This is a genomic window from Shewanella sp. UCD-KL21 (assembly GCF_001957135.1).
GTDB lineage: Bacteria > Pseudomonadota > Gammaproteobacteria > Enterobacterales > Shewanellaceae > Shewanella.
Genome location: NZ_MPHK01000005.1, coordinates 178958 through 204686, shown reverse-complemented (window position 1 = coordinate 204686; position 25729 = coordinate 178958). Strand labels below are relative to the sequence as shown.

At 42.0% G+C, this 25729-nt stretch carries 21 protein-coding genes; 12 read left to right on the top strand and 9 right to left on the bottom strand.

Features of this window, described 5'->3' with window-relative positions:
- Positions 1-411 precede the first annotated feature (411 nt).
- From BM739_RS06750 to gltS, 3 genes are all read left to right on the top strand, one after another.
- Entirely contained in the window at positions 412-1419 is a 1008-nt protein-coding gene (locus tag BM739_RS06750; protein WP_076538821.1) for a class I SAM-dependent rRNA methyltransferase, read from the top strand.
- A gap of 306 nt (positions 1420-1725) precedes the next feature.
- Positions 1726-1935: a molybdopterin-binding protein gene (locus BM739_RS06745; protein ID WP_076538818.1), complete on the top strand. Its 210-nt coding sequence runs from the start codon at positions 1726-1728 to the stop codon at positions 1933-1935.
- Between the two features lie 567 nt (positions 1936-2502).
- Positions 2503-3726, top strand: coding sequence for a sodium/glutamate symporter (gene gltS / locus BM739_RS06740; RefSeq protein WP_076538815.1), 1224 nt, complete (start codon positions 2503-2505; stop codon positions 3724-3726).
- A 116-nt stretch (positions 3727-3842) separates the two neighbouring features.
- Here gltS and BM739_RS06735 read toward each other — a convergent pair whose 3' ends face one another.
- Positions 3843-4109, bottom strand: a complete 267-nt coding sequence (locus BM739_RS06735) for a YecH family protein (protein ID WP_076538812.1) — start codon at positions 4107-4109, stop codon at positions 3843-3845.
- Between the two features lie 187 nt (positions 4110-4296).
- Between BM739_RS06735 and BM739_RS06730 the strand changes: the two genes are divergently transcribed.
- Positions 4297-4620 (top strand): DUF2956 domain-containing protein, encoded by a 324-nt coding sequence (locus BM739_RS06730; RefSeq protein ID WP_076538809.1) that lies wholly within the window; start codon positions 4297-4299, stop codon positions 4618-4620.
- A gap of 100 nt (positions 4621-4720) precedes the next feature.
- Here BM739_RS06730 and BM739_RS06725 read toward each other — a convergent pair whose 3' ends face one another.
- From BM739_RS06725 to BM739_RS06700, 6 genes are all read right to left on the bottom strand, one after another.
- Positions 4721-5983 (bottom strand): hybrid-cluster NAD(P)-dependent oxidoreductase, encoded by a 1263-nt coding sequence (locus BM739_RS06725; protein ID WP_076538806.1) that lies wholly within the window; start codon positions 5981-5983, stop codon positions 4721-4723.
- Between the two features lie 101 nt (positions 5984-6084).
- The gene (gene hcp / locus BM739_RS06720; protein ID WP_076538803.1) at positions 6085-7746 is read right to left on the bottom strand and encodes a hydroxylamine reductase; all 1662 of its coding nucleotides are present in this window, start codon (positions 7744-7746) and stop codon (positions 6085-6087) included.
- A gap of 300 nt (positions 7747-8046) precedes the next feature.
- Entirely contained in the window at positions 8047-9687 is a 1641-nt protein-coding gene (locus BM739_RS06715) for a VCBS repeat-containing protein (RefSeq protein ID WP_076538800.1), read from the bottom strand.
- A 151-nt stretch (positions 9688-9838) separates the two neighbouring features.
- Complete coding sequence (locus BM739_RS06710; protein ID WP_076538797.1) at positions 9839-10618, bottom strand: EcsC family protein; 780 nt, start codon at positions 10616-10618, stop codon at positions 9839-9841.
- A 124-nt stretch (positions 10619-10742) separates the two neighbouring features.
- On the bottom strand, positions 10743-11237 hold the full coding sequence (locus BM739_RS06705; protein WP_076538794.1) for a peptidylprolyl isomerase: 495 nt from the start codon (positions 11235-11237) through the stop codon (positions 10743-10745).
- Between the two features lie 101 nt (positions 11238-11338).
- Positions 11339-12691 (bottom strand): M20 family metallopeptidase, encoded by a 1353-nt coding sequence (locus BM739_RS06700; RefSeq protein WP_083698087.1) that lies wholly within the window; start codon positions 12689-12691, stop codon positions 11339-11341.
- 179 nt (positions 12692-12870) lie between these two features.
- On the opposite strand from BM739_RS06700, the gene BM739_RS20640 reads away from it, so the two are divergent.
- The 3 genes from BM739_RS20640 to BM739_RS06680 all read left to right on the top strand — a co-directional run bounded on the left by BM739_RS20640 (position 12871) and on the right by BM739_RS06680 (position 16239).
- On the top strand, positions 12871-13482 hold the full coding sequence (locus tag BM739_RS20640; RefSeq protein ID WP_303046088.1) for a cold shock domain-containing protein: 612 nt from the start codon (positions 12871-12873) through the stop codon (positions 13480-13482).
- A 29-nt stretch (positions 13483-13511) separates the two neighbouring features.
- Positions 13512-14042, top strand: a complete 531-nt coding sequence (locus BM739_RS06690) for a GNAT family N-acetyltransferase (protein WP_076538789.1) — start codon at positions 13512-13514, stop codon at positions 14040-14042.
- Between the two features lie 370 nt (positions 14043-14412).
- On the top strand, positions 14413-16239 hold the full coding sequence (locus BM739_RS06680) for a mechanosensitive ion channel family protein (protein ID WP_076538783.1): 1827 nt from the start codon (positions 14413-14415) through the stop codon (positions 16237-16239).
- Positions 16240-16324: 85 nt separating this feature from the next.
- Here BM739_RS06680 and BM739_RS06675 read toward each other — a convergent pair whose 3' ends face one another.
- Complete coding sequence (locus BM739_RS06675; protein WP_076538781.1) at positions 16325-16585, bottom strand: DUF5062 family protein; 261 nt, start codon at positions 16583-16585, stop codon at positions 16325-16327.
- A gap of 222 nt (positions 16586-16807) precedes the next feature.
- On the opposite strand from BM739_RS06675, the gene BM739_RS06670 reads away from it, so the two are divergent.
- The 4 genes from BM739_RS06670 to BM739_RS06655 all read left to right on the top strand — a co-directional run bounded on the left by BM739_RS06670 (position 16808) and on the right by BM739_RS06655 (position 23325).
- Positions 16808-17878, top strand: coding sequence for a phosphotransferase (locus BM739_RS06670; protein WP_076538778.1), 1071 nt, complete (start codon positions 16808-16810; stop codon positions 17876-17878).
- A 309-nt stretch (positions 17879-18187) separates the two neighbouring features.
- The gene (locus BM739_RS06665; protein ID WP_076538775.1) at positions 18188-21448 is read left to right on the top strand and encodes a winged helix-turn-helix domain-containing protein; all 3261 of its coding nucleotides are present in this window, start codon (positions 18188-18190) and stop codon (positions 21446-21448) included.
- Positions 21449-21510: 62 nt separating this feature from the next.
- Entirely contained in the window at positions 21511-21873 is a 363-nt protein-coding gene (locus BM739_RS06660) for a DP-EP family protein (RefSeq protein ID WP_076538772.1), read from the top strand.
- A gap of 384 nt (positions 21874-22257) precedes the next feature.
- On the top strand, positions 22258-23325 hold the full coding sequence (locus tag BM739_RS06655) for a diguanylate cyclase (protein WP_175609495.1): 1068 nt from the start codon (positions 22258-22260) through the stop codon (positions 23323-23325).
- Positions 23326-23762: 437 nt separating this feature from the next.
- On the opposite strand, the gene BM739_RS06650 is transcribed toward BM739_RS06655, so the two are convergent.
- A complete protein-coding gene (locus tag BM739_RS06650; RefSeq protein WP_083698085.1) occupies positions 23763-24095 on the bottom strand; it encodes a DUF6482 family protein in 333 nt (110 codons plus the stop codon).
- A gap of 680 nt (positions 24096-24775) precedes the next feature.
- Here BM739_RS06650 and BM739_RS06645 point away from each other — a divergent pair.
- A complete protein-coding gene (locus BM739_RS06645; protein WP_076538769.1) occupies positions 24776-25678 on the top strand; it encodes a hypothetical protein in 903 nt (300 codons plus the stop codon).
- The last annotated feature ends 51 nt before the right edge of the window (positions 25679-25729 follow it).

The following is a 25729-nucleotide window of genomic DNA, read 5'->3' as shown; positions in this document are numbered from 1 at the left end:
CGGATGAGTAAATCGAATAAAAATAGTTGGCATAACTAAAGCCAATAACCGTCATGGTAAAATCTGAATTTAACGGCAACATAGATGAGCGAACAAGCCAATAGAGAATTATCTGCTGCCCAATTCAATAATCACGATATAAAAACCTATTTTTATTAATTTCATGTATTTACAGCAGATGAAAGATAACATATTTGCTTATGGCGAGTCGCCAAATTCAATTAAAACAGAGGGCTAGGCTACAATTTGTTACTTTTAAATAGTAAATTGTAAGAGCCTTATCAGTGCTTGTGGCTACAGTAAAATGAGGGGAGTCAATAAAAGCTCGCTTACAAGTTCTAACACATACCGACAAGCCGCTATAAGCTTGGTATAATCTGTTTTTGCCTTTTCATGCTAACGAGCACAAATATGTCATTGCAGTCTTCTCTTACTCACGCCATTAATCAACGCGCTGAATTTTTTCAACAAGCGGCGCTTCAACAAACCGATTGTTTTCGGGTATTTCATGGCACAGTTGAAGGCGAAAATGGGCTTAATATTGACCGTTATGGTAATGCGTGGCTCATTCAAACATTCCATCAGACCTTAACTGAGCAACAACTTACGCAAATAACCGAAATCCTTAACGCACATCTTGAGTTACCTATTATCTACAATGACCGTGCTAAACGTAATTCACGCATTGAAAATAATCTTCCAGATGACTTCAATGACTTTGCCTGCTCAGAGCAAGTTATCCAAGAAAATGGCATCAAGTTCACCTCAAAATTACGCCATGAAGGCCAAGATCCGTTATTGTTCCTTGATATGCGTATCGGTAGAGAATATGTCAGAGCCAATAGCCAAGGCAAAACCGTACTAAACCTATTTTCATACACTTGCGGTATTGGCACTGCAGCAGCCATAGGCGGTGCAACTCGGGCAGTTAATGTGGATTTCTCATCATTTGCTTTGGCTGCGGGTAAAAAGAATGCTGAGCTCAATGAGGTGGCCGATACTTGTGAGTTCATTCAAAGCGATGCCTTTCCTGCGCTGCGTCAATTAGCTGGTCTTAAGGTTGGTGGGCGCCGCGGGCAAAAATTACCTAAGTACCCGAAGTTAGCTGCGACTCAATTTGATTTGGTATTTTTAGATCCGCCACGTTTTGCAAAAAGCCCATTTGGCACCGTTGACCTGATTAATGATTACCAAGGCTTATTTAAGCCTGCAATGCTAACAACAAAAAGTGGTGGCACCATAGTGTGCTGTAACAATGTCGCCAAAGTGGAACGACAAGCCTGGCTCAACAGCTTAGTGCGCTGTGTTGAAAAACAAGGCCGCAGTGTCAGCTCAATTGAATGGTTGCATTGCCATGAAGACTTCCCGTCATTTGATGATAACCATCCCCTAAAGATTGTCGCACTAACGATTGATTGATTCTTAATGATAAAAAAAGCCAGCTTGCATCATAGATACAAGCTGGCTTTTTACTTTATAGGCCATTATTTTCTATTCATAATGCCCATCAATTAACCCATTAGGTTTTACTAATTTTTTAGCACTTATCCCTCGCAAAAGTTAACCTCTGAACAAGCAAAATTGAATTTATCAATTAAACTTAGGCTCATGGTTCATTTTTACGCACAGTGGAACGAGCCATACATTTCGCTTTAAAAATTATAAATACCTTATTTTTATAATTAATATCAGCATATTGACTCATTAATAGGAAATTTAAATATTATGAAAATCAGCGCTCGTAATTCACTGGTTGGTAAAATCACCTCAATCGAAGAGGGTTCTGTAAACAATGAGGTGGTCATTGAACTTGCACCTGGAGTTGAGATCACATCAGTAGTCACTAAAAAATCTTGTCAGCAACTTGGCTTAACCGTGGGTGGCAATGCTTACGCTATTATTAAAGCCAGTAATGTTATGGTTGCTGTTGATTAATACCCTTTAGCATTTGGCTGTTACAGGTTTATTTAAAGTACATAAAAGTACCTATTCGCCCGCTTTAGCCAGCGCTATATGAGCGAAATGAACTTCCTTTTATTTCGCTCATATATCTATAAACATCAGCATCGGCAAACCACTCCAATGAGCAATTTTTCAGTTTTAGAATAAATAGCACACACCATAAAACATACTATGTAATCTGCTTTGATTGAGTCTAGCGGCAATTATTTATCTTAAACAGAGCCAGATACAGTCACTAAAGTGACTTTTTATTCCTCAAAACTCAGATTCTCCACCTGCAAATTCACAACATAAGCAGTGCAATTAAGTTAACAATGCCACCTTCACAATTAACATCAAGGGTTTAGCTTTTAATAACTTGTTAAATCAGCTCAACAAATGAACGACACTTGGCCTTTTAAGGCAATCCCCATGATATTTACCGCTAAGTTCCTCTATACTCAATATAACTAATAAATTAAAGCAAAATATTTATGCATATCTAATTGTGATATCTAATCACATTGTGTAACTCATTCAGTGCAAAACAAAAGGAGTTCCATGAATACTGTTTATTCTATTGGAGAGCTTGAATCTTTCCTCGTGGCAATTTTGGTACTATTCATTGGCCATACAATTAATCGACACGTACCTTCTTTCAGAAAATATAATATCCCAGAACCCATCGTGGGTGGACTTATCGTTGCAGGCGTAATCACCATATTACACTTCAACAAAATCAGTTTAGAATTTACTCTTTCAATGCAAAATACCTTGATGCTGATGTTTTTCAGTACCGTGGGGTTAGCGGCAAGTTATAAGCTATTAATGAAAGGCGGTACTAAGGTCATTGTCTTTTTAGGCATTGCATCTTTATATATCATTATTCAAAATGCGGTGGGCGTTAGCTTAGCCAGCGCTTTAGGGCTAGAGCCGATAATGGGCTTAATCGCTGGTTCAATTACCTTATCAGGTGGTCACGGCACGGGTGCTGCTTGGGCGCAAACCTTCCAAGACAACTATGGTATTAATACTTTAGAGTTTGCCATGGCAGCGGCCACCTTTGGTCTAGTCATGGGCGGTATTATTGGTGGTCCAGTTGCCCAGCGCCTTATCAATAAACATAATCTTGTTTCTTCATATGGTGTGGGTGGTAATCATCACGTAGATCATCCTGACTTAGTAACCTATGACCAATTAGAAATTGATCGCGTTACCGGTAAGAAAATTTTAGAAGTGCTATTCATTCTGCTGCTATGTGTGGCAGGGGCTAAGTGGTTCGGCAAATTTGTTAGCTCCATGGATATTGCATGGTTAAAAATGCCTGACTTTGTTTATGCCTTATTCTTTGGCGTGGTCATCACCAACGCCACTGAGTTGAGTCGCGGCTACAAAATCAACAGTGAATGTGTTGATATTTTAGGTACTGTGTCCTTGTCACTGTTTTTAGCAATGGCACTAATGAACCTAAAGCTGTGGGAAATATTTGATTTAGCGGTACCGCTATTAATCATCTTAGTGTCTCAAGCGGCTATTTTAGCGGTGTTTGCCTACTTTGTTACCTTTAGATTAATGGGCTCAAACTATGACGCTGCTGTGATGGCAGGTGGTCATTGTGGTTTTGGTATGGGCGCAACCCCTACTGCCGTTATGAACATGGGCGCATTAGTTTCACGTACCGGTCCGTCGCCACAGGCCTTTATGGTAGTGCCAATTGTAGGGGCATTCTTTATTGATATTGTGAATGCCATTATCTTGCAAGGCTATTTAAGCTTTATGGGCTAGCGCTTAATACGCGAGTTTAATCGCTCGCTTTAAGGCTTAGTTAAAGCTAAAGCCAGATACAAAAATGCCAGTCAGTGACTGGCATTTTTTTGTCTTAAAGAAAACCGAATCCGCGACTAAGCCGTTGCCTCTTGGGCTTCTTTACCTGCACAGTGACCACATTGATTAATCACAAAACCAGCTTCAGTTTCAGTTAAACGACCGTTGCTAATAAACAGTTCAACTAACTGTGCGGCGCTCATATCACTGGCACGACAAGTATGAAACTCTGCGTTTTCACCAAATTCTGCTGCCATCAACGCCAGCCATTGTTGTTGTGGCTGCGGGGTATTTTGATCTTTCATCAATTTGATAACGTTACGACCATGAATTGATTTTGACATTAGAATTCCTCAACAGTTAAAAAAGCCATTTTACGACACAATCACTATTCCACTATTGCGTTGGCTCATGGTTTAACAAAAATTAATCTATAGAAATAGCACCAAGGCTAAGTTTGGCTATAGTGAGCCGCCCACGAGGCTGTTAAAGTAGTAACTAAGCAGCAATCTAATCAAGAAGTAGAGCAACATGGCAAAAAGTATCTCTCAAGAAACCCAAGCTGAAGCAATGAAAATGGCTAAGGCCACCCAAAAGCCTTCGCAAACTAAAGAGCAAACCAAACTCATCGCTCAAGGTATTGAAAAAGGCATCGCTGAATATAAAAAGCTACAGAAGGCTAAGGCTAGAGAAAAAGATAAACAGCGCAAACAAAACCTAAAAGCGAAGCACCAGCCGATGAATGATGACGTTGAGCAGCCACTGCCGCAGTCTCAGAAGTCATATTTGCCTTGGGTGTTGCTTATCGCCAGTTGGGTAGGTTTTATTGCATCTCACGTTCTGCAAACCAGCTGATTTTTGCCAAGGTTATAACCTAACCTCTTTATTGTCTAAATCACAAAGCAAAACAGTCAGCAAGGCTGACTGTTTTTAATTAACTTCAATGCAAGTGCTCTTACATTTTTAAGCTGACATCTGAAGTGATTTTAGTGGAGCAGGCTAATACATAGCCTGCGGCAATTTCTTCAGCGGTTAATGTCATGGTACTGCTAGATTCAGTGGTGCCTGAGATCACTTGGCACTTACAGGCGCCGCACACACCACTTCGGCAGGCTGCGATTATCGGTAGCCCTTCAGACTCTATGCCATCTAATAAGGTTTGCTCAGCCGATAATGCAACTTTTTTATCATTAATTGAAAGCATGAAGTTGCTAGCTTTAGCTGCAGTATTTGTACAGCTTTGGGGTGATTTAGCCGCGCCAGTAAAGCTTTCTTGATGGAAGTTTTTCATCTCAAAACCACTGGCTTCAATCAAGGATTTAACTGACACCATGTAAGGCTCTGGGCCACACACAAAAATGGTGCGCGACATAAAATCAGGCACTAATGCTTGCAGCTTTTCAATATCGATACGGCCTAAGATACGGCTGTCGTTGCCAGTATGATTAACGCCTTCAACAAGCTCATCTGCATTTTCCAGCAGGTAACTTAATTGAAACTGAGCACTGCGATAAGCCATCGCACCTAAGCTATCTGCAAAGATAATATCTTCGTCTGTGCGAGCGCTGTGTACAAAGGCAATATCACTGCCGACTTTGGTGTCTAATAACCAACGTGACATTGAATACATTGGGGTAATGCCACTGCCAGCACTTAAAAATAAATACTTTTCAGCTTCAATATCCACTAAGTTAAAGGCGCCATCTGGGCCGACTAAGGTGATGATATCGCCTTGATTCACCTTATCTGCTAAAAAGTTTGACACTTTGCCACCAGCAATGCGCTTCACCGTGACCACTATTGAATAAGGTCTAGATGGAGACGATGACATGGTATAACTGCGATAAACTATCTCGCCTTCAATCTCTAATTTGAAGGTAATAAATTGTCCCGGTTTGTAGTTAAACTTAACAGGGGTTAAACCTTGAAAACGAAAGCTCACTACATCATGGGTTTCATGCCATTTTTCAGTACAGCGCAATTGCACTTCACCACGTTGCCACTCATCAGCATTTAATAATAACTGATTTGCATTGAGGGATTTTTTCGTTTCAGCAGTAGTTGTAACCTCAGCCGTTTTCTTTGCTGTGGCAGCCAATGCACCCGACATTGAAAAGCTCGGCGCAGCGGTGACCTTGGCAACTGACTTTTTGTTGTCATCTTTTGTTGATTGGGCGGCTGATAATGCTGCTGAAAATGAAAATCCTGATGAACTCATATTGCACCTGTATGGGAACCATGTGTTAGAAGTAGAAAGTAAAAAACAGACAATAAAAAGGTGATATAAGCCTTCAGCCTATATCACCCAATAACCGCTAATTAAGCCGCGTTAATCATCGCTTTAAGATCTGACTCAACATCAGTGGTGTTACGTAAACCAAATTGGTCTTCTAACACTTTTGCTAAGTTTTCAGTCAAAAACGCTGGCGGAGTTGGACCTGTACGAATGTTTTTAACGCCAAGTGATAATAGTGTCAGTAACACCACAATCGCTTTTTGCTCAAACCAAGACAGTACCAAGCTTAAAGGCAGTTCATTGATATCACAGTCAAAAATATCTTTTAATGCTAAGGCTAACTGTATAGCAGAGTAAGCATCGTTACATTGACCCACATCTAATAAACGTGGAATACCATTGATATCACCAAATTCAAGTTTGTTGAACTTGTACTTACCACACCCTAAGGTCAGGATAATGGTGTCATCAGGCACTGATTTAGCTAAGTCAGTAAAGTAGCTACGTTCAGATTTATCGCCGTCACAACCACCGATTAAGAAAAAGTGCTTAATTGAACCATTTTTCACATTCTCAACTACTGTTGGCGCCGCTTCCATTAAGGCATTACGTGCAAAACCAATCGTAATGGTATGTGGGATTTCATCGTAGCTAAAACCTTCAAGCTCAAGGGCTTTGTCAATCACAGCGCTAAAGTCTTCACCTTCGATGTGAGAAACACCTGGCCAGCCAACAATGCTACGGGTGAATATACGGTCTGAGTAATCGCCCACATTGGGGTCGATAATACAGTTTGAGGTCATCACAACAGCGCCAGGGAAAGTGCCAAACTCAGCTTGCTGGTTCTGCCACGCACTGCCGTAGTTACCCACTAAGTGTGGGAACTTTTTAAAGGATGGATAAGCTAATGCCGGTAACATTTCGCCATGGGTATAGACGTTAATGCCCTTACCTTGGGTTTGCTCTAAGATAAGTTCTAAATCTTTCATGTCATGACCTGACACTAAAATCGCCTTACCTTTAAATGATTTGGTGTTGACTTCTGTTGGCTCAGGGTGGCCAAATGCCGTCGTTTCGCCCGCATCTAACATCGCCATTACGCGATAGTTTAATTGACCGATTTCCATTGCGGTAGCAAATAGCTTGTCGCCATCAACTGAGTCTTCGCCAAGGAATGACATGATTTGGTGAAATTCACCGGCCACATCGGCATCAGTTTGCTCAAGTACGCGTGCATGCTCCATGTAAGCTGCTGCGCCTTTAAGGCCATATAAGCAAAGTAGACGTAAGCCCATGATGTCTTCATTAACATCGTCACCACGGTTTGGCAGTGCAACTGGAGCTTGTAGTAGCATTTCAGGCTGAGAAGCCGCTAAGTTAAACTCTGCTTGAGCTATCACTTGTTCAACTGCAACGCCGTTATCAGCACAAGCTTGTTGGTAAGCGGCTTTTAGCTTGTTACGGTAAGTTTGTGCTTGTTGAGCGTAATCAGCTAAACGATCATCGTCAAAATTCACATTGGTTAATGTGGCAAAAAATGCTTTAGGAACAAAGGTATCAATCTCGGCATCAATGATATCAAACTGACGTGCCTTAACCGCATAAGCAGAAACGCCCTGCAACATGTAGATTAATAGATCTTGTAGATCTGACGTAGATGCTAGCTTACCGCACATACCTTGAGAATAACTACAGCCGTTACCTGCTGGGGTTCTAACTGTTTGCTCGCATTGAATACAAAACATCACTTTGCTCCTGAATTTTAATCGTGCATAATATTTACATGTTTAAATGCAGTGTACTTAGATCGGCAAAAATCTAAACTGATTTTTACAATCTTTAATCGGTTTTATGATCTAGATCAGTTTCAGTATTCACTAATATTCAGCCTTATTCACATCGGTTTTATCAATAAAGGCATCATTTAATTGGTCATTTTGTAGTTCATTTAATCGCCAAAGCTCAAATTGAAAGCACAAAAAAACCAGCAACTGATTACTGGTTTTTTGAGGGTATTTTGAAACGTTATAAGGTGCTTAAACAGTTTACTGTGCCAAAAGTACAGTAAAACTTCGCTGCAGATTGTCAGGATCTTGCTTGCCAAATTTAAGTAATAAATCATCTTTGCCATCGGCATTTATATCGGTTGCCGACAGCATAGAGCCTTCAACCGGAATGATCATATCCCATTGCTGAGCTCGTTTACTAAAAGGCGCGCTGCCAGCCTGACCCAGATAAATATCTAGGGTTGCATTGTCATCAGACAATAATAGCTCTTTATAACCATCACCATTGATATCCGCTAACGCCACTACAGGCTCACCGCTTTGGCCTGAGGTTAAGCTGAAATTTAATTCAACCTCTTTACTGACATTGGCTTTATCAGCAAACTGGCTCAGGGCATTCATTTTAAATACATGTACGTCTTGATCAATGCTACCAGACAATAAAGCACTAACAATTTGTGTTATGCCAATATCAAAGCCTGAAACAATCACTTCATCGACATTGTCATTATCAATATCATCAAAGCGCAGCCCGGTTAAGGTGCCTTCAGCTTTAATTACTGTCTCAGGATCGCGGCCAAAAGCCACCACACCATCGTTGTTACCGCCTAAGTAAATTTCATAGTCATTGGTGCGATCAAATACCCCAGAGCTTTTGGTGTACCTAACCACTAAGTCAGTAATGTCATCGCCATTAACGTCCCCAATACGCTCAACTTTACGGTATAGCAAATCACTTTGATCTAACGATTGCCCATAAGCATCCCGCTTATTCCACCAATCAATCCCACTAATAGGTTGGCTTACTGAAATATATTCAGCCGTCGGGGCGAACTGCCCTTGAGCGTTTTGATAGTAGACTTCAAGTGATCCTTCTGCGACTTTGACAATATCATCGCGGCCATCAAAGTTCATATCACTGTGATAAAGCTTAGCGCGGCTATATTCAGCGCCGTTATTGGTAAGCTCAACTTGAGGCAATAACGGCAGTGATTGTCTAGTGAATTGAGCATTACCTGCACCAAGCAATACATGCATTTCTCTGAAGTCACTTATCAGTACATCGGCAATATCATCATTATTAATATCACTGACAAAATCACCGCGCGAAATAAAATCAGCATGGCCTGTAACGGCTAAAGAGTTAATCTCAGCAACAGTAACTAACTCACCAGAATGCGCTTGAGGTAAAGCAGAAGGAGCTTGAGCCACTTTCTCATCTACAGAAAGCACATCTGTGGGCAGCATACTCGGATCGAGCTTGTTAATAGCGCCCGCAGTAGTATTAGCCGTAACTGGGGCATAACGTAATAATTGCTCTGCAGTCACGAAATACAGCTGTTGCAGTGCCAGCACGCTATCAGTATTAGAGTCGATTTCATTAATATCAAAGCTATAAATATCTTTACTTAATAATACTTTATCTAGCATTACTAATTGGTTATCGACAATGCCGTATACAGCAAACCAGCGTTGATGATCATCATCGACCCCCAGCGCTAATAGCTCATTGCCCTCATTATCGAGTAAGTTAGCGCTTAACACTGGGTGGGTCAGTTCAAATTGGGTATCAACAGTAAAAGTGGTGAACTTTAGCTCTGTATTAGCGGCAAAAGCTGAATGAATAAAAGGTAAAATACAGCAGCTTGTGGCCAATAGCGCGCGGGTTAACTTATTCATCCTGAAAATATATCCTTAAACATTATCTTTAACTTATATAGTTAAGATAGCCTTGATTGGATAAAGTTCATACTGTGAAATTGTTACCACTTACGTATCGCGCTGATGCAGTAAAGCAGTAGAAGTTGATAGAGGCGTTATCAGATTAAGATCAAAGTGCCTGATAGGTTATTTTAACCAGCTCGTCACCGTACTTACGCTCAAGTTTACGTACGATAAAGTGGCCTCTTGCCATGTCTTGAAAATGATCAATAAATAAGGTGTTAATGATCGCGCCACCAGCAGCGCCAATAGCAGGTACCGCTTGAGCCGCCACCTTTTGGGTAACCTGCACGCTAAAGCGCTCTGCCACCACGGTCACTAACTTAACCATCATTGGCGCCGCTTCTTTACTAAAGCTTTTGGTGGCAACATATTCAGCGGCTTCAGCAATTGAATTGGCTAACACTGTGCGCACTGCAAAATAGCCTTTTTCAGCCTGATCGTCATCATTTGACTCTCCGCCTAGGGCAAACACTTCCATGCAGGCTATTTTGGTGGCCACCTCATCGAGTTGCTCGCCTTCGCTGCGGGCAATATCGGCAATGGATCGCAACATGATGGTGGTTGAAATAGGTAGCTCTAATGCCAAGGCACTTAAGCCAAAAAAGCCACCCACACCACCGCTCACCGCAACCCCTAGCTTGTGCCAACGATCAGAAGATTGCTCATGAGGGACGTTTTTCATGGTAAATAGCGCCGCATCCGATGCCTTCATCAACGCCATTTCAGTGACTTTGCCAATACCATTGCTGACACTTTTAGGCAGTAGCGCAAAACCTTGCTCAATGGGCGAGCCAATAAAATCAGTAATTTTTGCTGCTAAACCGGGATTTTCAAGCAACTGCTTAGCGTTTGCCAGTTGCAGATGATCTTCTGGTGATAGATTCAAAATAACTCCCTTAATTAGCAGCAAAAAATCGCTTATTGGTTACAGCATGAGTGTCACTGTTTGTGAGTCACAGGCATCAATTAGTTATTTAACTAAACAGCTATTTAGTTAAACAATTTTTTACCTAAACAATAGTCACTTTCTCAATCACGATAGCGGTTTTAGGCACATCGTCGTGCCCTGCTACCGTCGCTGTTTTGGCTTTTTCAATTTCTTTAACCACTTCAATACCAGCAACCACTCTGCCAAATACCGCATAACCCCAACCGCTGTTGGTGGTCGCTGTGTGGTCTAAAAAGCTATTATCAGCAGTATTAATAAAAAACTGTCCGGTGGCCGAATGCGGCGCATCGGTTCTTGCCATTGCTATGGTGCCAAGTGTGTTACTCAAGCCGCGATTAGCTTCATTAACGATAGGATCGCGAGTGGGCTTTTCTTTCATCTTGGCAGTAAAACCACCACCTTGGATCATAAAGCCTTTGATCAGCCGATGAAAAATCGTGTAGTCATAAAAGCCATCCTGACAGTACTGTAAAAAATTTTTCGAGCTAACAGGGGCTTTTTCCATATCCAGTTCAATATGGATATCGCCAACATTGGTGGTAAAAATAACAGTCATGGGATCTCAATTTAACAAGAAAAAGTTAAGCTCAATTATAGCGTTTATCCTATGCCTCAGGCTATAAATAAGCGTCATGCTTTAAGTCAGATAAAGTAAGCTTATTTGCTGCTATTAAACAAATCCATCGCCGCTCGCGTCATTGCCCGCACACCGGTACTGATGGTTAACGGATAATCTGGGGCGAATTTGCTTGAATGCAATGATGGCAAGCTGTCACCGCTAGCAATACTGGCTTGATACACGCTTGGTGTAACCGCCCCTAACCAAAATAAAGTGATCGGAATATTTTGCTCAGTTCGGCCATATAAGCCAAAATCTTCTCCGGCCATAACCTGTGGCGCGCGCACCACATTATCTTTACCTAGTTCAGCTTCAATGCTCGCCTTCACCGCCGCGGCTAATTGCGGGTTGTTATAGGTAGAAGGGATTTTTTCATCTTCATGGACATACACTTCAGGCATCAGTTCATCAGGTAAACCCGCACTTATTGCAATGCCCTTGGTAATGCGTTTTATGGCCGCAATTTGCTGCTCACGTACTTCAGGGTTATATGATCTAAGTGTTAATTGCAGCTTCACTTCATTGGAAATAATATTATGTTTTGAGCCGCCATGAATAGAGCCTACTGTGACTACGTTTGGCTCAAGGGGCGACACTTCACGGCTGGGAATGGTTTGCAATGCTAATACTGTGCGCGCCGCCAGAACCACAGGATCGATAGTTAAATGGGGGTAAGCACCATGACCACCTTTGCCTTTAATGCTGATATCCACCGAATCCACATTGGCTAACGCATATCCGCTAATTGAGCCAACTTTACCAGCAGGAATAGATGCGCTGACATGCAAACCTAACACCTTATCAGGGGTGGGAAATTCGCTAAATAAGCCTTGCTTGAGCATAGCTTTTGCGCCGCCGCCCATTTCTTCTGCAGGCTGAGCCACCATCATCAAAGTGCCTTGCCAAGCTGACTTATGCAGCATCAATTGCTCGGCAGCGCCAATCATGCTGGTCATATGAATATCATGGCCACAGCCATGCATAATCCCTACAGTATTGTTATGTGCATCTAGCGTTGTCACAGTCGATGCATAAGACTTACCCGTTTGTTCAATAATAGGTAAACCATCAATATCGGCGCGGATCATCACCGTAGGCCCGTCGCCATTTTTGAATATGCCCACCACCCCATAGCCGCCATAATTATCAGTAACTTCAAAACCTAATTGCCGTAACTCTTTTGCCATTCTGGCACTGGTGTTTTTCTCTTGATAAGACAGTTCAGGGTGTTGATGAAGGTGCGTATAAAGCTGTTCAAGTTGTGGTAATGCTTTGGCCACTGAATCATCAAGATCTACAGCGCGTAACGAGGTGGTGGTTATCGTTGCAGCTAAAGCCAGTGATATCGACAATGCTGTTGGTATGGCTGTTAAGCGTGCTGATAATTTCATGGTGTCTTCCTTTTCAACGGCAAATGTTAACGGCTAGTTTGAGTGAGAATATTAACTGCTTAGCGTCTCAGCCGCAGATAATTACTATTTATTATATTGAATGAATAACCTAGCATAGCCTTGGTCAATTTTATAATGTGTTGTAAACATTTAGTCGTTGGAAAGGAAACATACTCGTGATGATGGAAACAGGTCGATTAGTTCGCTGGAATAGCAGTAAAGGTTTCGGTTTTATTGAACCTGATGAAGGTGGCAAGGACGTGTTTATTCATATTTCAACCCTTAAGCATATGGCAAGAAAGCCCATTAAAGGTGATCAAATTGAATATATTGTAGCGCAGCAAACTGACGGTAAAATTAAGGCAAGCCAAGCGCAAATAGTGGGCGTTGCCACAAAAGCAGACAGCCATGCCCACCAAAACTCTACACGCAATAATAGCGGCAAAAAAACATCGCCAATCAAAATGCAAAAAGCCACTACGGCTTCAGGCACCATGAGCCGCATTGTTATTATTTTAATTGTTATCGCCATTGGCAGATTTGCTATTCAAGCCTATCACGATGTAACGAATGCCCCTAGTCAATCGAGTCAAGTTCAGCCTGCCACGATAGATAACAAAACGCTTGATTCGCCACGGGCTTCAACGCAGTTTAGCTGCGAGGCAGGTAAAACTCACTGCAGCCACATGCAATCATGCGAAGAAGCGATTTTCTATATTAATCATTGTCCTGATACCCAAATGGATGGCAATGGGGACGGCGTTCCTTGTGAACGTCAATTCTGTAATTAAATGGCATAGCAAAATTTATAAGGATCATAATGACAATAATCACCGAAACAGACCGCCTGATCATTCGCGAATTTAATCTTGGCGATGCAAAAGCTGTGCTTGAGTTTAATTCAGAAGAAGTCACCCGCTACACTGGCGATGCAGGCTTATGTAACACGCTAAAAGATGCTGAAAATATTATCCAAGAGATATGGTTAGCGGAATATAAAGAGTTCGGCTTTGCCCGTTGGGCTGTAGTTCTTAAAGCCACAAATCAAGTCATTGGTTTTTGTGGTTTTAAAAATGACTCGCGAATAAATGCTATCGATATCGGCTACCGTTTACATCAAGACTTTTGGGGAAAGGGCTATGCCACTGAGGCAAATCAAGCCTGTATTGAGTTTGCAAAGCAGCACATGGATTTAGATATCGTCTACGGCGAAGTGGTAGACGTGAATCTTGGGTCAGTCAACATCATTAAAAAGTTAGGCATGACGTTTATCAGGCAATATGAAGATGAAGGCTTTACCTTACTTAGATACGCAATCTCGTTAAAAGGTAATCCGCTACCAGCAAATTAATGAGATGAAGGCACAAAAAAGGCGCCAACGACTTCTATTCGGGCGCCCTTTATCCATCCATCTCTTTATCGTTAGTTAAGGCTAAAAATACGCTGTCCAGCCAATAACAAAACCTTGTGAAGCAGTATCATATGAAAAGTTATCTTGGTTATCATAATCAACCCAAATGGACTTATAACCTAAGTTCAAGTCTGACCAAGTATTAAGGCTATACCTGACACCTGTTAACAGCGCTGAAGTAAAGTCAGTATCTGAGCCCAATCCTGCGTCAACGCTTAAGTAAAATAACCAATCATCATAAATCGCCCTAGCGGTCTGAGGTTAAAACACATATATTTGAGATAGATATTGCGCTTTTAGGGATAAAATTATGCTGCAAACAACATGGCGAACGCTTTTTACTGCATTTTTGTTGTTATCGATGTCGAGCCTAACGCCAACTGTCATGGCTGCAGACGATATCAATTTGAAAAAAGTTGCTGAAGCAGAAAAGCGCAGTGAAGCCATAGCCGAGGCCCAAGGTGGACTCACCCTCGCCCGAGATGGCGAAACACCTTTATCAGCCCTCATTGAAATCGGTAGAGCGGTGCAAGAAAACGACTGGGAAGCTGCCACTGAGTTTATTGATCTGCGTTACCTCCCCAAAGATATTAATCCCGAAGATGGCGCCGATTTACTGCGTAAACTGGCGATATTATGGAATAAGCAAAACATCCTCGATCTGTCGCAGATCAGCGATCAACCAGAAGGCCACCTTAACGACAAGCTGCCAAGCTATCGTGATTTGTTAGGGGTACTAGAAACCAGTAAAGGTCCAGTTCCGGTCTATTTACAGCGAGTTCCAGACGGTAAAAAAGGCAAAATTTGGAAGATATCTAACGCCACGATCGCCAAAGTCCCTGAGCTATGGGACGAATATGGTTACAGCCCGCAAATCGAAGCACTGGCTAACGTTTTACCACAATTCAGTATGTTCCATATGGAAAACTGGCAACTGCTGATCTTTATTCTGTGTATTTTCTTTGGTTGGATCGCCACCGGATTAATCAGCATTGCCGCCAAAACCATTGCCGCTAAATTTGAACATAAACTGGCAGGATTAACCCGTTTTTCAGGCAACACCTTGCGCTGGTTTTTATACCTCACCAGCTTGCAATATGTGGCGCTGTCATTAGGTTTATCAATCAGGGCAAGGGTTTGGTTTGATAACAGCACCTTGCTGTATATCGCCAACACCATTCTAATTTTAGGTTTAGTGGAATTGTATTCCGCAATAAAATCCAAGCAATTAAACGATCAAGATAAAAGCTACTCCGTGGCCTTACTCAGGCCTATGGTAGCAATATTAAAAATCATCATTGTGGTGGTTATCGCCCTAATGTGGTTTGAAAGCTCTGGCTACAACATGGCCACCATTTTAACCGGCCTAGGTGTCGGCAGTTTAGCCATTGCCTTAGCGGCGCAAAAACCATTAGAAAATGTCTTCGGCGCATTAACCTTATATGCTGCAAGACCAATAAAGCCGGGTGATTTTTGCCGCTTTGGCACCACTATGGGAGTGGTTGAAGAAATTGGCTTACGCTCAACGCGGATCAGAAAACTCGATCGCACCGTGGTGCATATTCCTAACTCGGTATTTTCATCCCAAGAATTAGAAAACTTCTCTGTTATTGATCGCCGCCGCTATAAGCACGATCTACGCATTAGCCTTGATACCAGTAAAGAGCAACTGCAAATGCTGTTAATGGAGCTGCGAAAATTATTATTGTCACACCCCAGAGTGTTAGAGATTGCTCAGCGGGCACGTTTTCTTGCCATTGAGCGTGATGCGTTTGTAGTGAATGTAAATGCCTATATCGACACCGGTGATATAAATGAATATTTTGGTATTGCTGAGGATTTAAACTTTCACTTACTGAATATTTTAAAGCAGTTAGATATTCATATTGCACCAGTGGGTCAAAATGTCATGCTACAAAATGCCAGCAGTGCTGATGTCGAGGTGCAGCAACAAGCGGAGCAAACCATAAAGCAGTTAATTGAGAACGATGCCTTACCTTTTCCCAATTACAGCGAAGCTACCCGTGATGAATTTAAAGGCACTGTGCCCTATCCACCTGTGGGCAGTGTCACTAAACCTAAAGATGTGATGAAATCACCAGAAGAAACTGACATTGAAGTCGAAGTGAAAGGATAAGTTTTACAGTCCAGTCGCCATTAAAAAAGCCGAGAACATCTCGGCTTTTTACGTAATTGGAATAACGAAGCAACTCACCCATGGGTTAGTTTTTAAGGGGATGATCTTCAGGGAGTTGACGACTGATCCACAAAATCAATTTGTGTTTACGATTTGGACCATCATCATTATCTTCAGCTAATCCTTGAATTAGCCCATCTTGCACTAACAAACGATAAATACATTCCACTTTATCTTTTGGCGATATACCAACACCAAAGTTTTCAAAACCGCGACGTTTTGCATAACCCTCACCAATTTCCATTGCGAGTTTAAGCAATTTAGTATTGTTCTTACCTGGCTTCATATAACCACTCTCGTTTGGGCTTTAGGCTAAAACTACGCTATTGGGGATAAAATTCAATCACTGCAGCTGAAAAACTGCGACCAATAACTTGTTTTCATTTTAGTTGCACAATTATCAATCGATTAGCTTATCACTTTAGCTATTAAGCAAAGTTCTGGCACAATAGCTAGATTATCGCTATGTGAAGTGACGGCAATATAAATAAGGGAAAATAAAGATTTAATGGCTATAGATAAAGCGGTTATCAGCAGTATTACCACAGCACTGCAGGCTAAAAGCGTAAGTGATATTGAGGTAATTCAATCCTTATGGGGCGGTTATGGTGAGCTATTTCGCGCTAGACTTACTGGTAGCCAATATTCATCTGTTATCGTTAAACATATTAAACTGCCGCAACCTGAGTCGCACCCCAAAGGCTGGAATACTGCCCTTTCACATCAACGTAAACTCAAATCTTATCAAGTTGAAGCTAACTGGTATCAGCACTACGCTCAGCTATGTGGCAGTGGCAGTGGCTGTGGCTGTGGCTGTAAAAGTGAAAGTGAAAGTGAAAGTGAAAAGAGCGTGCCTCAATGTTTATACATTAAGCGCAGCGAACTAGAAACCTTACTGATCCTTGAAGACTTACATACTTTAGGGTTCGATCAGGTATTAACCCATGCCGATCACGCAGCTATTTTGGCCTGCCTTAAATGGCTGGGGCATTTTCACGGCCAATTTATGGCTAATCAATGTACCACTAGCCAGCCATCAACCGTGAATACCACCGGCCTATGGCCAACAGGCAGCTACTGGCATTTAGACACTCGCCCCGATGAATTACAGGCACTCAGCGATCAGCCGTTAAAAATGGCAGCCAATAGGATCGATCGCGCTTTAAAACAGACGCCCTATCAAACACTAATTCACGGCGATGCCAAACTCGCTAACTTTTGTTTTAATAGCGATCACGACAAAGCCGCTGCGGTCGACTTTCAATATGTGGGCCAAGGTTGTGGCATGAAAGATGTGGTTTTACTGCTAAGCAGTACGCTGACATTTACTGAATCACCTAAACTAATCGAACAATACTTGGATTACTATTTTAGCCAGATCGCTGACAGTATTAATATCCACCAGCCAGATATTAATCCAAAAGAAGTTGAACAAACTTGGCGCCCCTTATACTGCATAGCATGGGCCGATTTTCAGCGCTTTATTAAAGGCTGGAGCCCAAAGCATGTCAAAATAAACGCTTACACTGAAATGTTAACCGCACAGGCCTTAAGCCAGCTCGCAACGTCATCAAACTAGCTAACCACCTAAGTGTTTTTTACAGCGATATTGATATCAACGGCTTTAATCACAACTGTGATGACAAGTTTAATAATAACCTTAGCGACAAAAGCCATAGCGATAAAAACTAGCCAAGCAAAATCTACAGCGTAAAAACCAAGCAAAATCGGCTGATAAAGATATCCACTCTGTTTGCTTGGCTAACGCTTACAAAACCAGCAATTTATTGATATAACTAATCTCTAATATACATTTACTGTATCTCAAGACCCTGTTTTTTTTTACTCGCGGCATCAAAAAATAGCCGACATTCAACGGATTGTAATAATGAGCAAAGCTATATTTTTCTTTGGTGACTGGCAGGTTGACCCTAACAGCAATTCCCTTAGACAAGGTAAAAAAACCAAACAACTTGAACCTAAGGCTATGGATGTATTACTGCTGTTATGTCAACAGCAGGGCGAGGTACTTAGCAGTGACGAGATTGTCACTCAATGCTGGCCAGAAGCCGATATTGGCGATAATCCACTGCACAAAATCATTAACCAATTACGCCGCGCATTAGGCGATAAAGCCACTGAGCCCAGCTATATTGAAACCATTCGCAAGCGCGGCTATCGCACTCTCGCTAAGGTAAATTTCCCCATTGGCCATGAAACCGTGGCCGACAGCCAAAGCTGGCAAGCAGGCTCACCCTTTCCGGGCTTACAAGCCTATAGCGCTAATTACGCCGAGGTATTTTTTGGTCGCAGTAAACAAATTGCCACCTTGCTTGACCGCATCAGTGTACAAGTTAAATATGGCCGCGGATTTTGTTTAGTTTTAGGCCCTAGCGGCAGCGGAAAATCATCACTCATTAATGCCGGAATCATACCCAATTTAATGGCTAATACGGGTTACAACGGGGTAAAGGTTGCTAGCTATAGCCATTTAGATTTTGCCAATGTGGCTAAAACACAATTGTTTTCCGAACTGGCCAGTATCATGCTGGACTGGGAAATCAACGATATTCCAGTATTTAGTGGTGACAGCGCCGAAACCCTGTCACACAAGCTAATAACAGATCTGCCCACCATTATTGAGCAATGTCAGCAAGCCATCAAACTCAGCAGCACTAACGAGACTCACTTGGCATTGTTTATTGATCGCTTAGAAGTGTTACTGTCGTCACCTATTTTTGCTGACGATCAACGTTATGCATTTATTGAGATCTTAGAAAAACTGGCCAACTCCTCTGCGGTATTGATTATCAGTGCCTGTCGTAATGAGTTTTATCCATTACTAATGACTTATCCCAGTTTAATGGCAGGTAAAGATCGCGGGGCTCATTTTGATTTAGCGCCGCCTTCTCGAAGTGAATTACTGCAAATGATCCGCCTGCCGGCCATTGCCGCCAATTTAACTTGGAGTGCCGATCCAGAAACCGCAATGCCGCTAGATGAAATACTCTGTACTGAGGCCGCCAGTAACCCTGATGCATTACCTATGTTGCAATACATGCTGCAAGCGCTATACCTGCAACGCAGTAAAGACAATCAATTACTGTTTAGCGTTTACCAACAATTAGGCGGTATCGAAGGCGCAATTGGTAAAAATGCCGATGACGCCATGGCGCAATTAACTGTCTCACAGCAAGCCTGCTTACCACAGGTATTGTCCCTATTGGTAACACTGCGAGAGGATGAAACCTCCATCACCAGCCGCACCGCAACTTGGTCACAACTGCAAAGCAAAGAGCAGCGCACATTGACCCAAGCTATGGTCAATAGCCGCTTATTTGTGTCCCACCTGCAAAATGGCCAAGCCTGTTTCAGCATTGCTCACGAAGCATTATTAAGGCGCTGGCCACGGGCAACCGCCTGGATTAACGAACACAATGATAGCCTGCGAATAAAAAGTCGCTTACATCATCTGACTAAACGCTGGCTGGCAGAAAACAAACATAAAGCCTATTTGCTAGCAGAAGGAAAACCCCTAAAAGAAGCCCAAGCACTTAAACATAATCCACTGTTTGCTCAAGATATAACACCACAAGAGTTGGCATTAATCAGCGCCTCCAATAACCATGAAAAACGCCAGCGCTGGCAAAAAACCTTCACTATCTCACTGTTACTGGTACTGACACTGACCTCTATTTTTGCCAGTATCAGCAGCTATAAAGCCGAGCAAATGGCGCAAGATAAACGTTTAGCAGCAGAAAACTTACTGGGGTTTATGGTCGGGGATTTCGCCGATAAAATGCGCGGCATTGGCCGTATGGACTTACTGGATGGCATCAGTAACAAAGCCTTAGAATACTTTACCAAGGCCTCATCTCCCAATGATGACAACTTGAGTTTTGAAGCACGGTTTCAGCATGCGCAAACCCTTGAGGCCATAGGCGAAGTGGCTTACTCGCGCGGTAAAGTCGACGAAGCCAAGCAAGCACTGCTGTCATCTCGCACCAAGCTGCTAGTACTGCTTGATGAACAACCACAAGATTTAGATATTCTTAAAACATTGGGCGCCAACGCCTTTTGGCTGGGGCAACTTGATTATGACCTAAGTGATTGGGCTGCTACTGAGGTTTGGTTTAAGCAATATCTTAGTTACAGCCAAATGATGTATGACTTAGCTCCTGAAAATACCGAAGCCTTAATGGAGCTATCTTACGCTCATAACTCCTTAGGTTCAGTGTCACAAAAACTGCAAGATTTCATCCAAGCAAAAAATTATTTTGAGCTCTCGTTACAGCTTAAAAATATCGCTTTATCTCAAGATCCTAATAATCAGCAACTGCAGGCTGACATTGCTGATACTCGCTCTTGGCTGGCAACTGCGGTGCTATCTCAAGGGGATATACATACGGCGATTAAGCTGCATCAGCAGTTACAACATGATTTATTGAGTCAGGGTAACGCCCTTGATGCCTATGCCTTAGACAGGTTATTTTCTAGCTATCAAAATCATTCCAGCCTATTAGTCTTTCAGGGCCATCGCCAACAGGCTTTTGAGCTTGCTTTATTGGCATTTGAGGCTGTAACAACTGCACTACAGCAAGATCCACAACACCAACAATGGCAAATTGACAGATATTACACCATGTTTAAATTACTCGAACTGAGCAGCCCTGAAAATCAGCAGTTATTATCTTTTGATAGCGACGCCTTAGCGGAGACTCTTGCTGAAGATAATCAATTACAGCAATCCACCAAACACGACTTGATATGGGCGAATTATTATTTGGCCGCTGCTAAGCATTTTTATTATGGGCAGCAGTTTGATCGGAGTCAGCAACTATCCCTGCAAGCCATAAAGTTATTCACTGATATTTCAGTTAAACAACCTAACAATGTATCTTATACAGCCATGCTGTCGTCGAGCCAAATGCTCCAATACGCGACCGCTAAAGCGCTTAATGCCGCACACAGTGATACTACAGCTTGCCAGCAAACTAAGGCGCGGCTTGAGCCGCTACTTAGCGCCAATAAAGATCCTGACATCAGCCTACCCTATGCAGCGGCATTGCAATGTCTAGGTGAACTTGATGCACATCAGCCCCTTATCGCCTTGCTCAGCAATGCGGGCATTTCAATAACTAATTACTAGTGACAGTTACTAGTAATCGTTACTAATAGCAGTTACGCCCCCTAAAAAAAGGAACCATGATCATGTCAATCAGCAACGGAATCGCTCAGTTTATAGAATTAACAGTGAGTTTAGATAATGGAAAATTGTGCTTCAGTTATAGCAATGGCAATAATCCGATTGAAGTCACACAAAAAGGCACCATTACTTACCAATTAATCGACAACACCGCTAAGGGGCTTAAATTTGTTGGCGCCGCTTTTGATGCGCCTTTTGCAGGGCTGATTGATTCGGCCACCGTAAGTAATGATGGTAAAATGTTACAACTTCTTGATCTTGATAATGCCAGCGGCGCTGCCAGTTTTCGGTTTATCTTTAGTAATGCAGAAAACACATTAATGCTTGTCAGCCCTGATCCTCAAATTATCAATAAAGATAAACGATAAACCCAACTCCCTCTAAAATCAGTTACAGCACATAACATCACGCGGTTGATGCCATGTGCTGTTTTTAACGTTAATGATTGAATTGACGCAAGCTTCGGCCAGCCTTTTTGATGCACATATCGTGTATGTCAGTACATTTGATTTTACATTTTAAGAAAGTGATTTACGACTCACCTACCTAGTTTCCTGCCTAAAAATACAAATTAAAAAAACAAAAATATAAAATTAAACACTTTAAAATCATAGGTATAAATCAGAAGGTTAACGAAAGGTTATAGACATCAAAGCTGCGTAGAGTATCCACTAGAAAATACCTGTTATGTCGATACTTAATCTGAAATGACCTCAGATATCGCCATAACGACCCTAGTAAGGATACTCGTTATGTTAAATCTTTCTGCCAATTTTTATGCGCTAGACAGCAAACCTTGCATTGAGCCACAGCCTCGTATTAATAAAAACGCATTCATGCGCGGCGACTTAGAAGCGGTAAATTTGCCGCTAAAAAAAGCGCCATTAACGACTAAGGCAGAAGCTGATAGCTCACCACTGGTGACCCAAACACCAAGCTCACTAGCAAACTTAGTTGATCACTTAATGGAAGCCATGGTGGTGGTGGATGAGTTTGGCGCTATTCAAATAGCCAATCAACATGCCAAGAGCTTGTTACTGGGCGCAGATAACGCTGCTGAGCTTGTTGGGCAGCAGTGGCAATCGTTTTTGTGCGAACCACAAAAAAGCCTGTATCAAAAAATGATTATCCAATCACAAATGAAGCCTATTCCCCTAAAGCATTTGCCCACTGAAACCAAAATTAACCTCGATAATGGCAGTAGTATTGATGTTGAAATTTCGGTGAGCTACTTGCCCATGAAACAGCCGCTATTTGGGATTGTTATTCGTGATCTGAGTAAGTTTCGAGTTGAATACCAACAACTGCATCACTGGGCATCCACAGATTGTTTAACCAATTTAGCTAATCGACGTATATTCGACACTAACTTGAAGTCACATTGGCAAGCCTGCAGCGAAGCAGGTTGGCCCATTAGCGTGGTTATCATTGATATTGATCATTTTAAGTCTTTTAATGATAAATATGGCCATATTCTTGGGGATCGCTGCTTACAAAAAGTCGCCAACGCCATTAAAGCATCTGTGCCTAATAACGAATGTACCGTGGCCAGATATGGCGGCGAAGAGTTTGCACTGATTCTGCCAAATTTAAGCGCTCCAGAGGTGGAGCAAATAGCTCAGCTAGTGCAAAAAAATATTAATGCCCTAACTTTTATTGATATTGGTTTGGATGAATCAGTCAGCATTAGCGTAAGCCAAGGCTATGCTTGTGAAATCAATGGCCAGTTTCGAACAGCGAATGCCCTGTTATGCGCTGCTGATACCGCGCTGTATCGCGCTAAAACCAATGGCAGAAATCGCATTAATGCGTCTTGTTAACCACATCAATAAGCTAAATAACTGAACCCCCAAAATCGTAAAAGGTAAGTAAAAGGTAAGTAGAAGGCAAGCGAATGTAAGTAAGCACCAACTCACAACTTAACTTATCTAGCTTGGGTTAAAGCTATTACAGCGAGTATAACTAACAATACTCGCTGCCAAGTCACAGGTCTCATAGTACTTAACGTCAAAGTACTTAACGTCAAAGTGCTTAACGTCAAAGTGCTTAGCGTCAAAGTGCTTAACGTCAAAGCACTTAACGTCAAAGTGCTTAACGTCAATTCGGATACCCTGCTATAAAGTTATAGCTTTATGTTTTGTGCTGGTTAATCGTGACCGTTTACCTTTGGCTGCAAAACCACAGGTCTCATACTACTTGACGTCAAAGTACATAACGCCAAAGCACTGAACGTCAATTCGGATACCCTGCTATAAAGTTATAGCTTTATGCTTTCGTGATAATGACCATTTGCAGCCAAACCACACATTTCATCATAAGCTGTTTGATATACCACATTAGCCCTTGAGTAATAATGACTTCGCAGCAGTGTCTTAGCCTCTGCAAGTGAATTCACTACCGCACAAGCCTTATCAGCAGTCTGTCCAGAGAAGTTATTATCGGCGTCCACTAATCCCACCAAATAATGAGTTGAATCTGCCACGCCAATTATTGTCGGCTGACTGTCGTTATAAACTGATTGCTCGAAAGTATTCAGTCCATGTTGGCTGGCAGCTTTTGGGTGGTGAATGACTTTATTCATATTAGGCATACTGGCTCCTCGAAAGTAATAACTGATGCGTAAAATCAAGCTTCATCAACTGCAGCAACTAGCTACGACTAACTGCGACTAACTGCCTGCGGCAATTTGAGGCTTTATAACTGCTCTCAGCACTGAGTTGTTAAATAAATTACGTTCAATGTCCAAAAATTGTTCACTACAATGACTACAGCCACAGTCACAATCCCTTTTTTACCCACACTTAAAAGTAAAATTGTTATTAAAATGTTTACAATAATAGTCAATATATATCCCGCCCCATAGCGCTTGAAAGCGATTCCCTTCCCAAAGTGGCTCCCACACACATAAGTAATTTATATAACCTCTAATCTACTGAAAATATTAAATAAATCCTGACAACCTAATATATAAATTTAACGAAACCATGAATTAATAGTCACTTATTTAGCGATTAAACAACCTGTTAACTCGGTCACATTAACAAGCTAAACACCTTTAAGTAACAACCAAAACAGAATCATTACTTGATTTAGATCAAGGTCTAATTAAAACCCTAAGTTAGAGTAAAGACTCTAAAGTAGAGTTATTACTCTAACTTTGGGTGTTGAAGATCTATTCGAATAAGAACTAAACAAAAACGTGAATTTTTTAAACATAGCTCCATCAGTTAGGAGCTATAGATTGCTAAATAACATGCTCTCGGAGGCATTATGGACATCCCAGTCTGGCAATATTTCGTATCAATGACAGGTTATATTGTTTTATTACTCGTTTTGGTTGAAGGTATGCGCCGAACACCAAGATTAACCGCCGCTTTTTGGCTACTTTCCTTAGTGACAGCCCCATTATGGGCAGATCAACTTGACGGATGGTTCCGTTGGGTTAAAACGGTCAGCGTACTGATCCCCACGGCACTGGTCGTTGGTGGTGCCCGTATCGCGTGGCTATATCATCAAAACCCACACAAGGTACTGGCGTTCTTCCGTGGTGACTGGGTATTAAAAGTACTGTACGCCGTATTGGTATTAAATATTGCAGAAGCCACATTAAAAGACTTTGTGACCGGCAACTATTTTAATGGCATTTGTGGTGTCATTCTTTGTATCACTATTCCTTTCCCACGCTACAAAAATGGTAAACGTGTCTACTGGGTTATCGGTAAAGACAAACCAACCGATTTACTGTTTTATTCAACAGCGGCATGGAACTTCCTCTATACCACGTGGAACCTAGCCTTTGTATTCGGCGAGAACCCAGCTTTCTTCGCAAGTTCATTCTGTATCTTGATGGCGGCAGAGCTATACCCAATTATCAAAGGTCGTCCTGAACTCTATCTCATTGCACGTGTTTACACCTTGGCGTTCCACATACTTATTCGTGCTAACAGCGACATATTTACACCTTTAATGGACTCAAGCAGTTGGGCCAACGATAACGTCGTGTATTACTGGGGCGTCATCAACCTTGCTTTACACGTTCCTTTCGCAATTTGGTACTTCACCATGCAGAAGAAAAATGGTGAACCACCATTTGGTGAAAAGTCTCCACCACCATTAGTCAGCGAATTAGAAGATGATCAAACGGCTCAAGATAAGAAATTAGCAACAGCCTAATCACCTCCAACCGAATACCACATCGGTATTCGGTTAATACAACACGAGACG

Excerpts from the sequence above, each read along its gene's own strand:
- BM739_RS06750 (WP_076538821.1), top strand. The coding sequence starts at position 412 with ATGTCATTGCAGTCTTCTCTTACTCACGCCATTAATCAACGCGCTGAA.
- BM739_RS06745 (WP_076538818.1), top strand. The coding sequence starts at position 1,726 with ATGAAAATCAGCGCTCGTAATTCACTGGTTGGTAAAATCACCTCAATC.
- gltS (WP_076538815.1), top strand. The coding sequence starts at position 2,503 with ATGAATACTGTTTATTCTATTGGAGAGCTTGAATCTTTCCTCGTGGCA.
- BM739_RS06735 (WP_076538812.1), bottom strand. The coding sequence starts at position 4,109 with ATGTCAAAATCAATTCATGGTCGTAACGTTATCAAATTGATGAAAGAT.
- BM739_RS06730 (WP_076538809.1), top strand. The coding sequence starts at position 4,297 with ATGGCAAAAAGTATCTCTCAAGAAACCCAAGCTGAAGCAATGAAAATG.
- BM739_RS06725 (WP_076538806.1), bottom strand. The coding sequence starts at position 5,983 with ATGAGTTCATCAGGATTTTCATTTTCAGCAGCATTATCAGCCGCCCAA.
- hcp (WP_076538803.1), bottom strand. The coding sequence starts at position 7,746 with ATGTTTTGTATTCAATGCGAGCAAACAGTTAGAACCCCAGCAGGTAAC.
- BM739_RS06715 (WP_076538800.1), bottom strand. The coding sequence starts at position 9,687 with ATGAATAAGTTAACCCGCGCGCTATTGGCCACAAGCTGCTGTATTTTA.
- BM739_RS06705 (WP_076538794.1), bottom strand. The coding sequence starts at position 11,237 with ATGACTGTTATTTTTACCACCAATGTTGGCGATATCCATATTGAACTG.
- BM739_RS06700 (WP_083698087.1), bottom strand. The coding sequence starts at position 12,691 with ATGAAATTATCAGCACGCTTAACAGCCATACCAACAGCATTGTCGATA.
- BM739_RS20640 (WP_303046088.1), top strand. The coding sequence starts at position 12,871 with ATGATGGAAACAGGTCGATTAGTTCGCTGGAATAGCAGTAAAGGTTTC.
- BM739_RS06690 (WP_076538789.1), top strand. The coding sequence starts at position 13,512 with ATGACAATAATCACCGAAACAGACCGCCTGATCATTCGCGAATTTAAT.
- BM739_RS06680 (WP_076538783.1), top strand. The coding sequence starts at position 14,413 with ATGCTGCAAACAACATGGCGAACGCTTTTTACTGCATTTTTGTTGTTA.
- BM739_RS06675 (WP_076538781.1), bottom strand. The coding sequence starts at position 16,585 with ATGAAGCCAGGTAAGAACAATACTAAATTGCTTAAACTCGCAATGGAA.
- BM739_RS06670 (WP_076538778.1), top strand. The coding sequence starts at position 16,808 with ATGGCTATAGATAAAGCGGTTATCAGCAGTATTACCACAGCACTGCAG.
- BM739_RS06665 (WP_076538775.1), top strand. The coding sequence starts at position 18,188 with ATGAGCAAAGCTATATTTTTCTTTGGTGACTGGCAGGTTGACCCTAAC.
- BM739_RS06660 (WP_076538772.1), top strand. The coding sequence starts at position 21,511 with ATGTCAATCAGCAACGGAATCGCTCAGTTTATAGAATTAACAGTGAGT.
- BM739_RS06655 (WP_175609495.1), top strand. The coding sequence starts at position 22,258 with ATGTTAAATCTTTCTGCCAATTTTTATGCGCTAGACAGCAAACCTTGC.
- BM739_RS06650 (WP_083698085.1), bottom strand. The coding sequence starts at position 24,095 with ATGCCTAATATGAATAAAGTCATTCACCACCCAAAAGCTGCCAGCCAA.
- BM739_RS06645 (WP_076538769.1), top strand. The coding sequence starts at position 24,776 with ATGGACATCCCAGTCTGGCAATATTTCGTATCAATGACAGGTTATATT.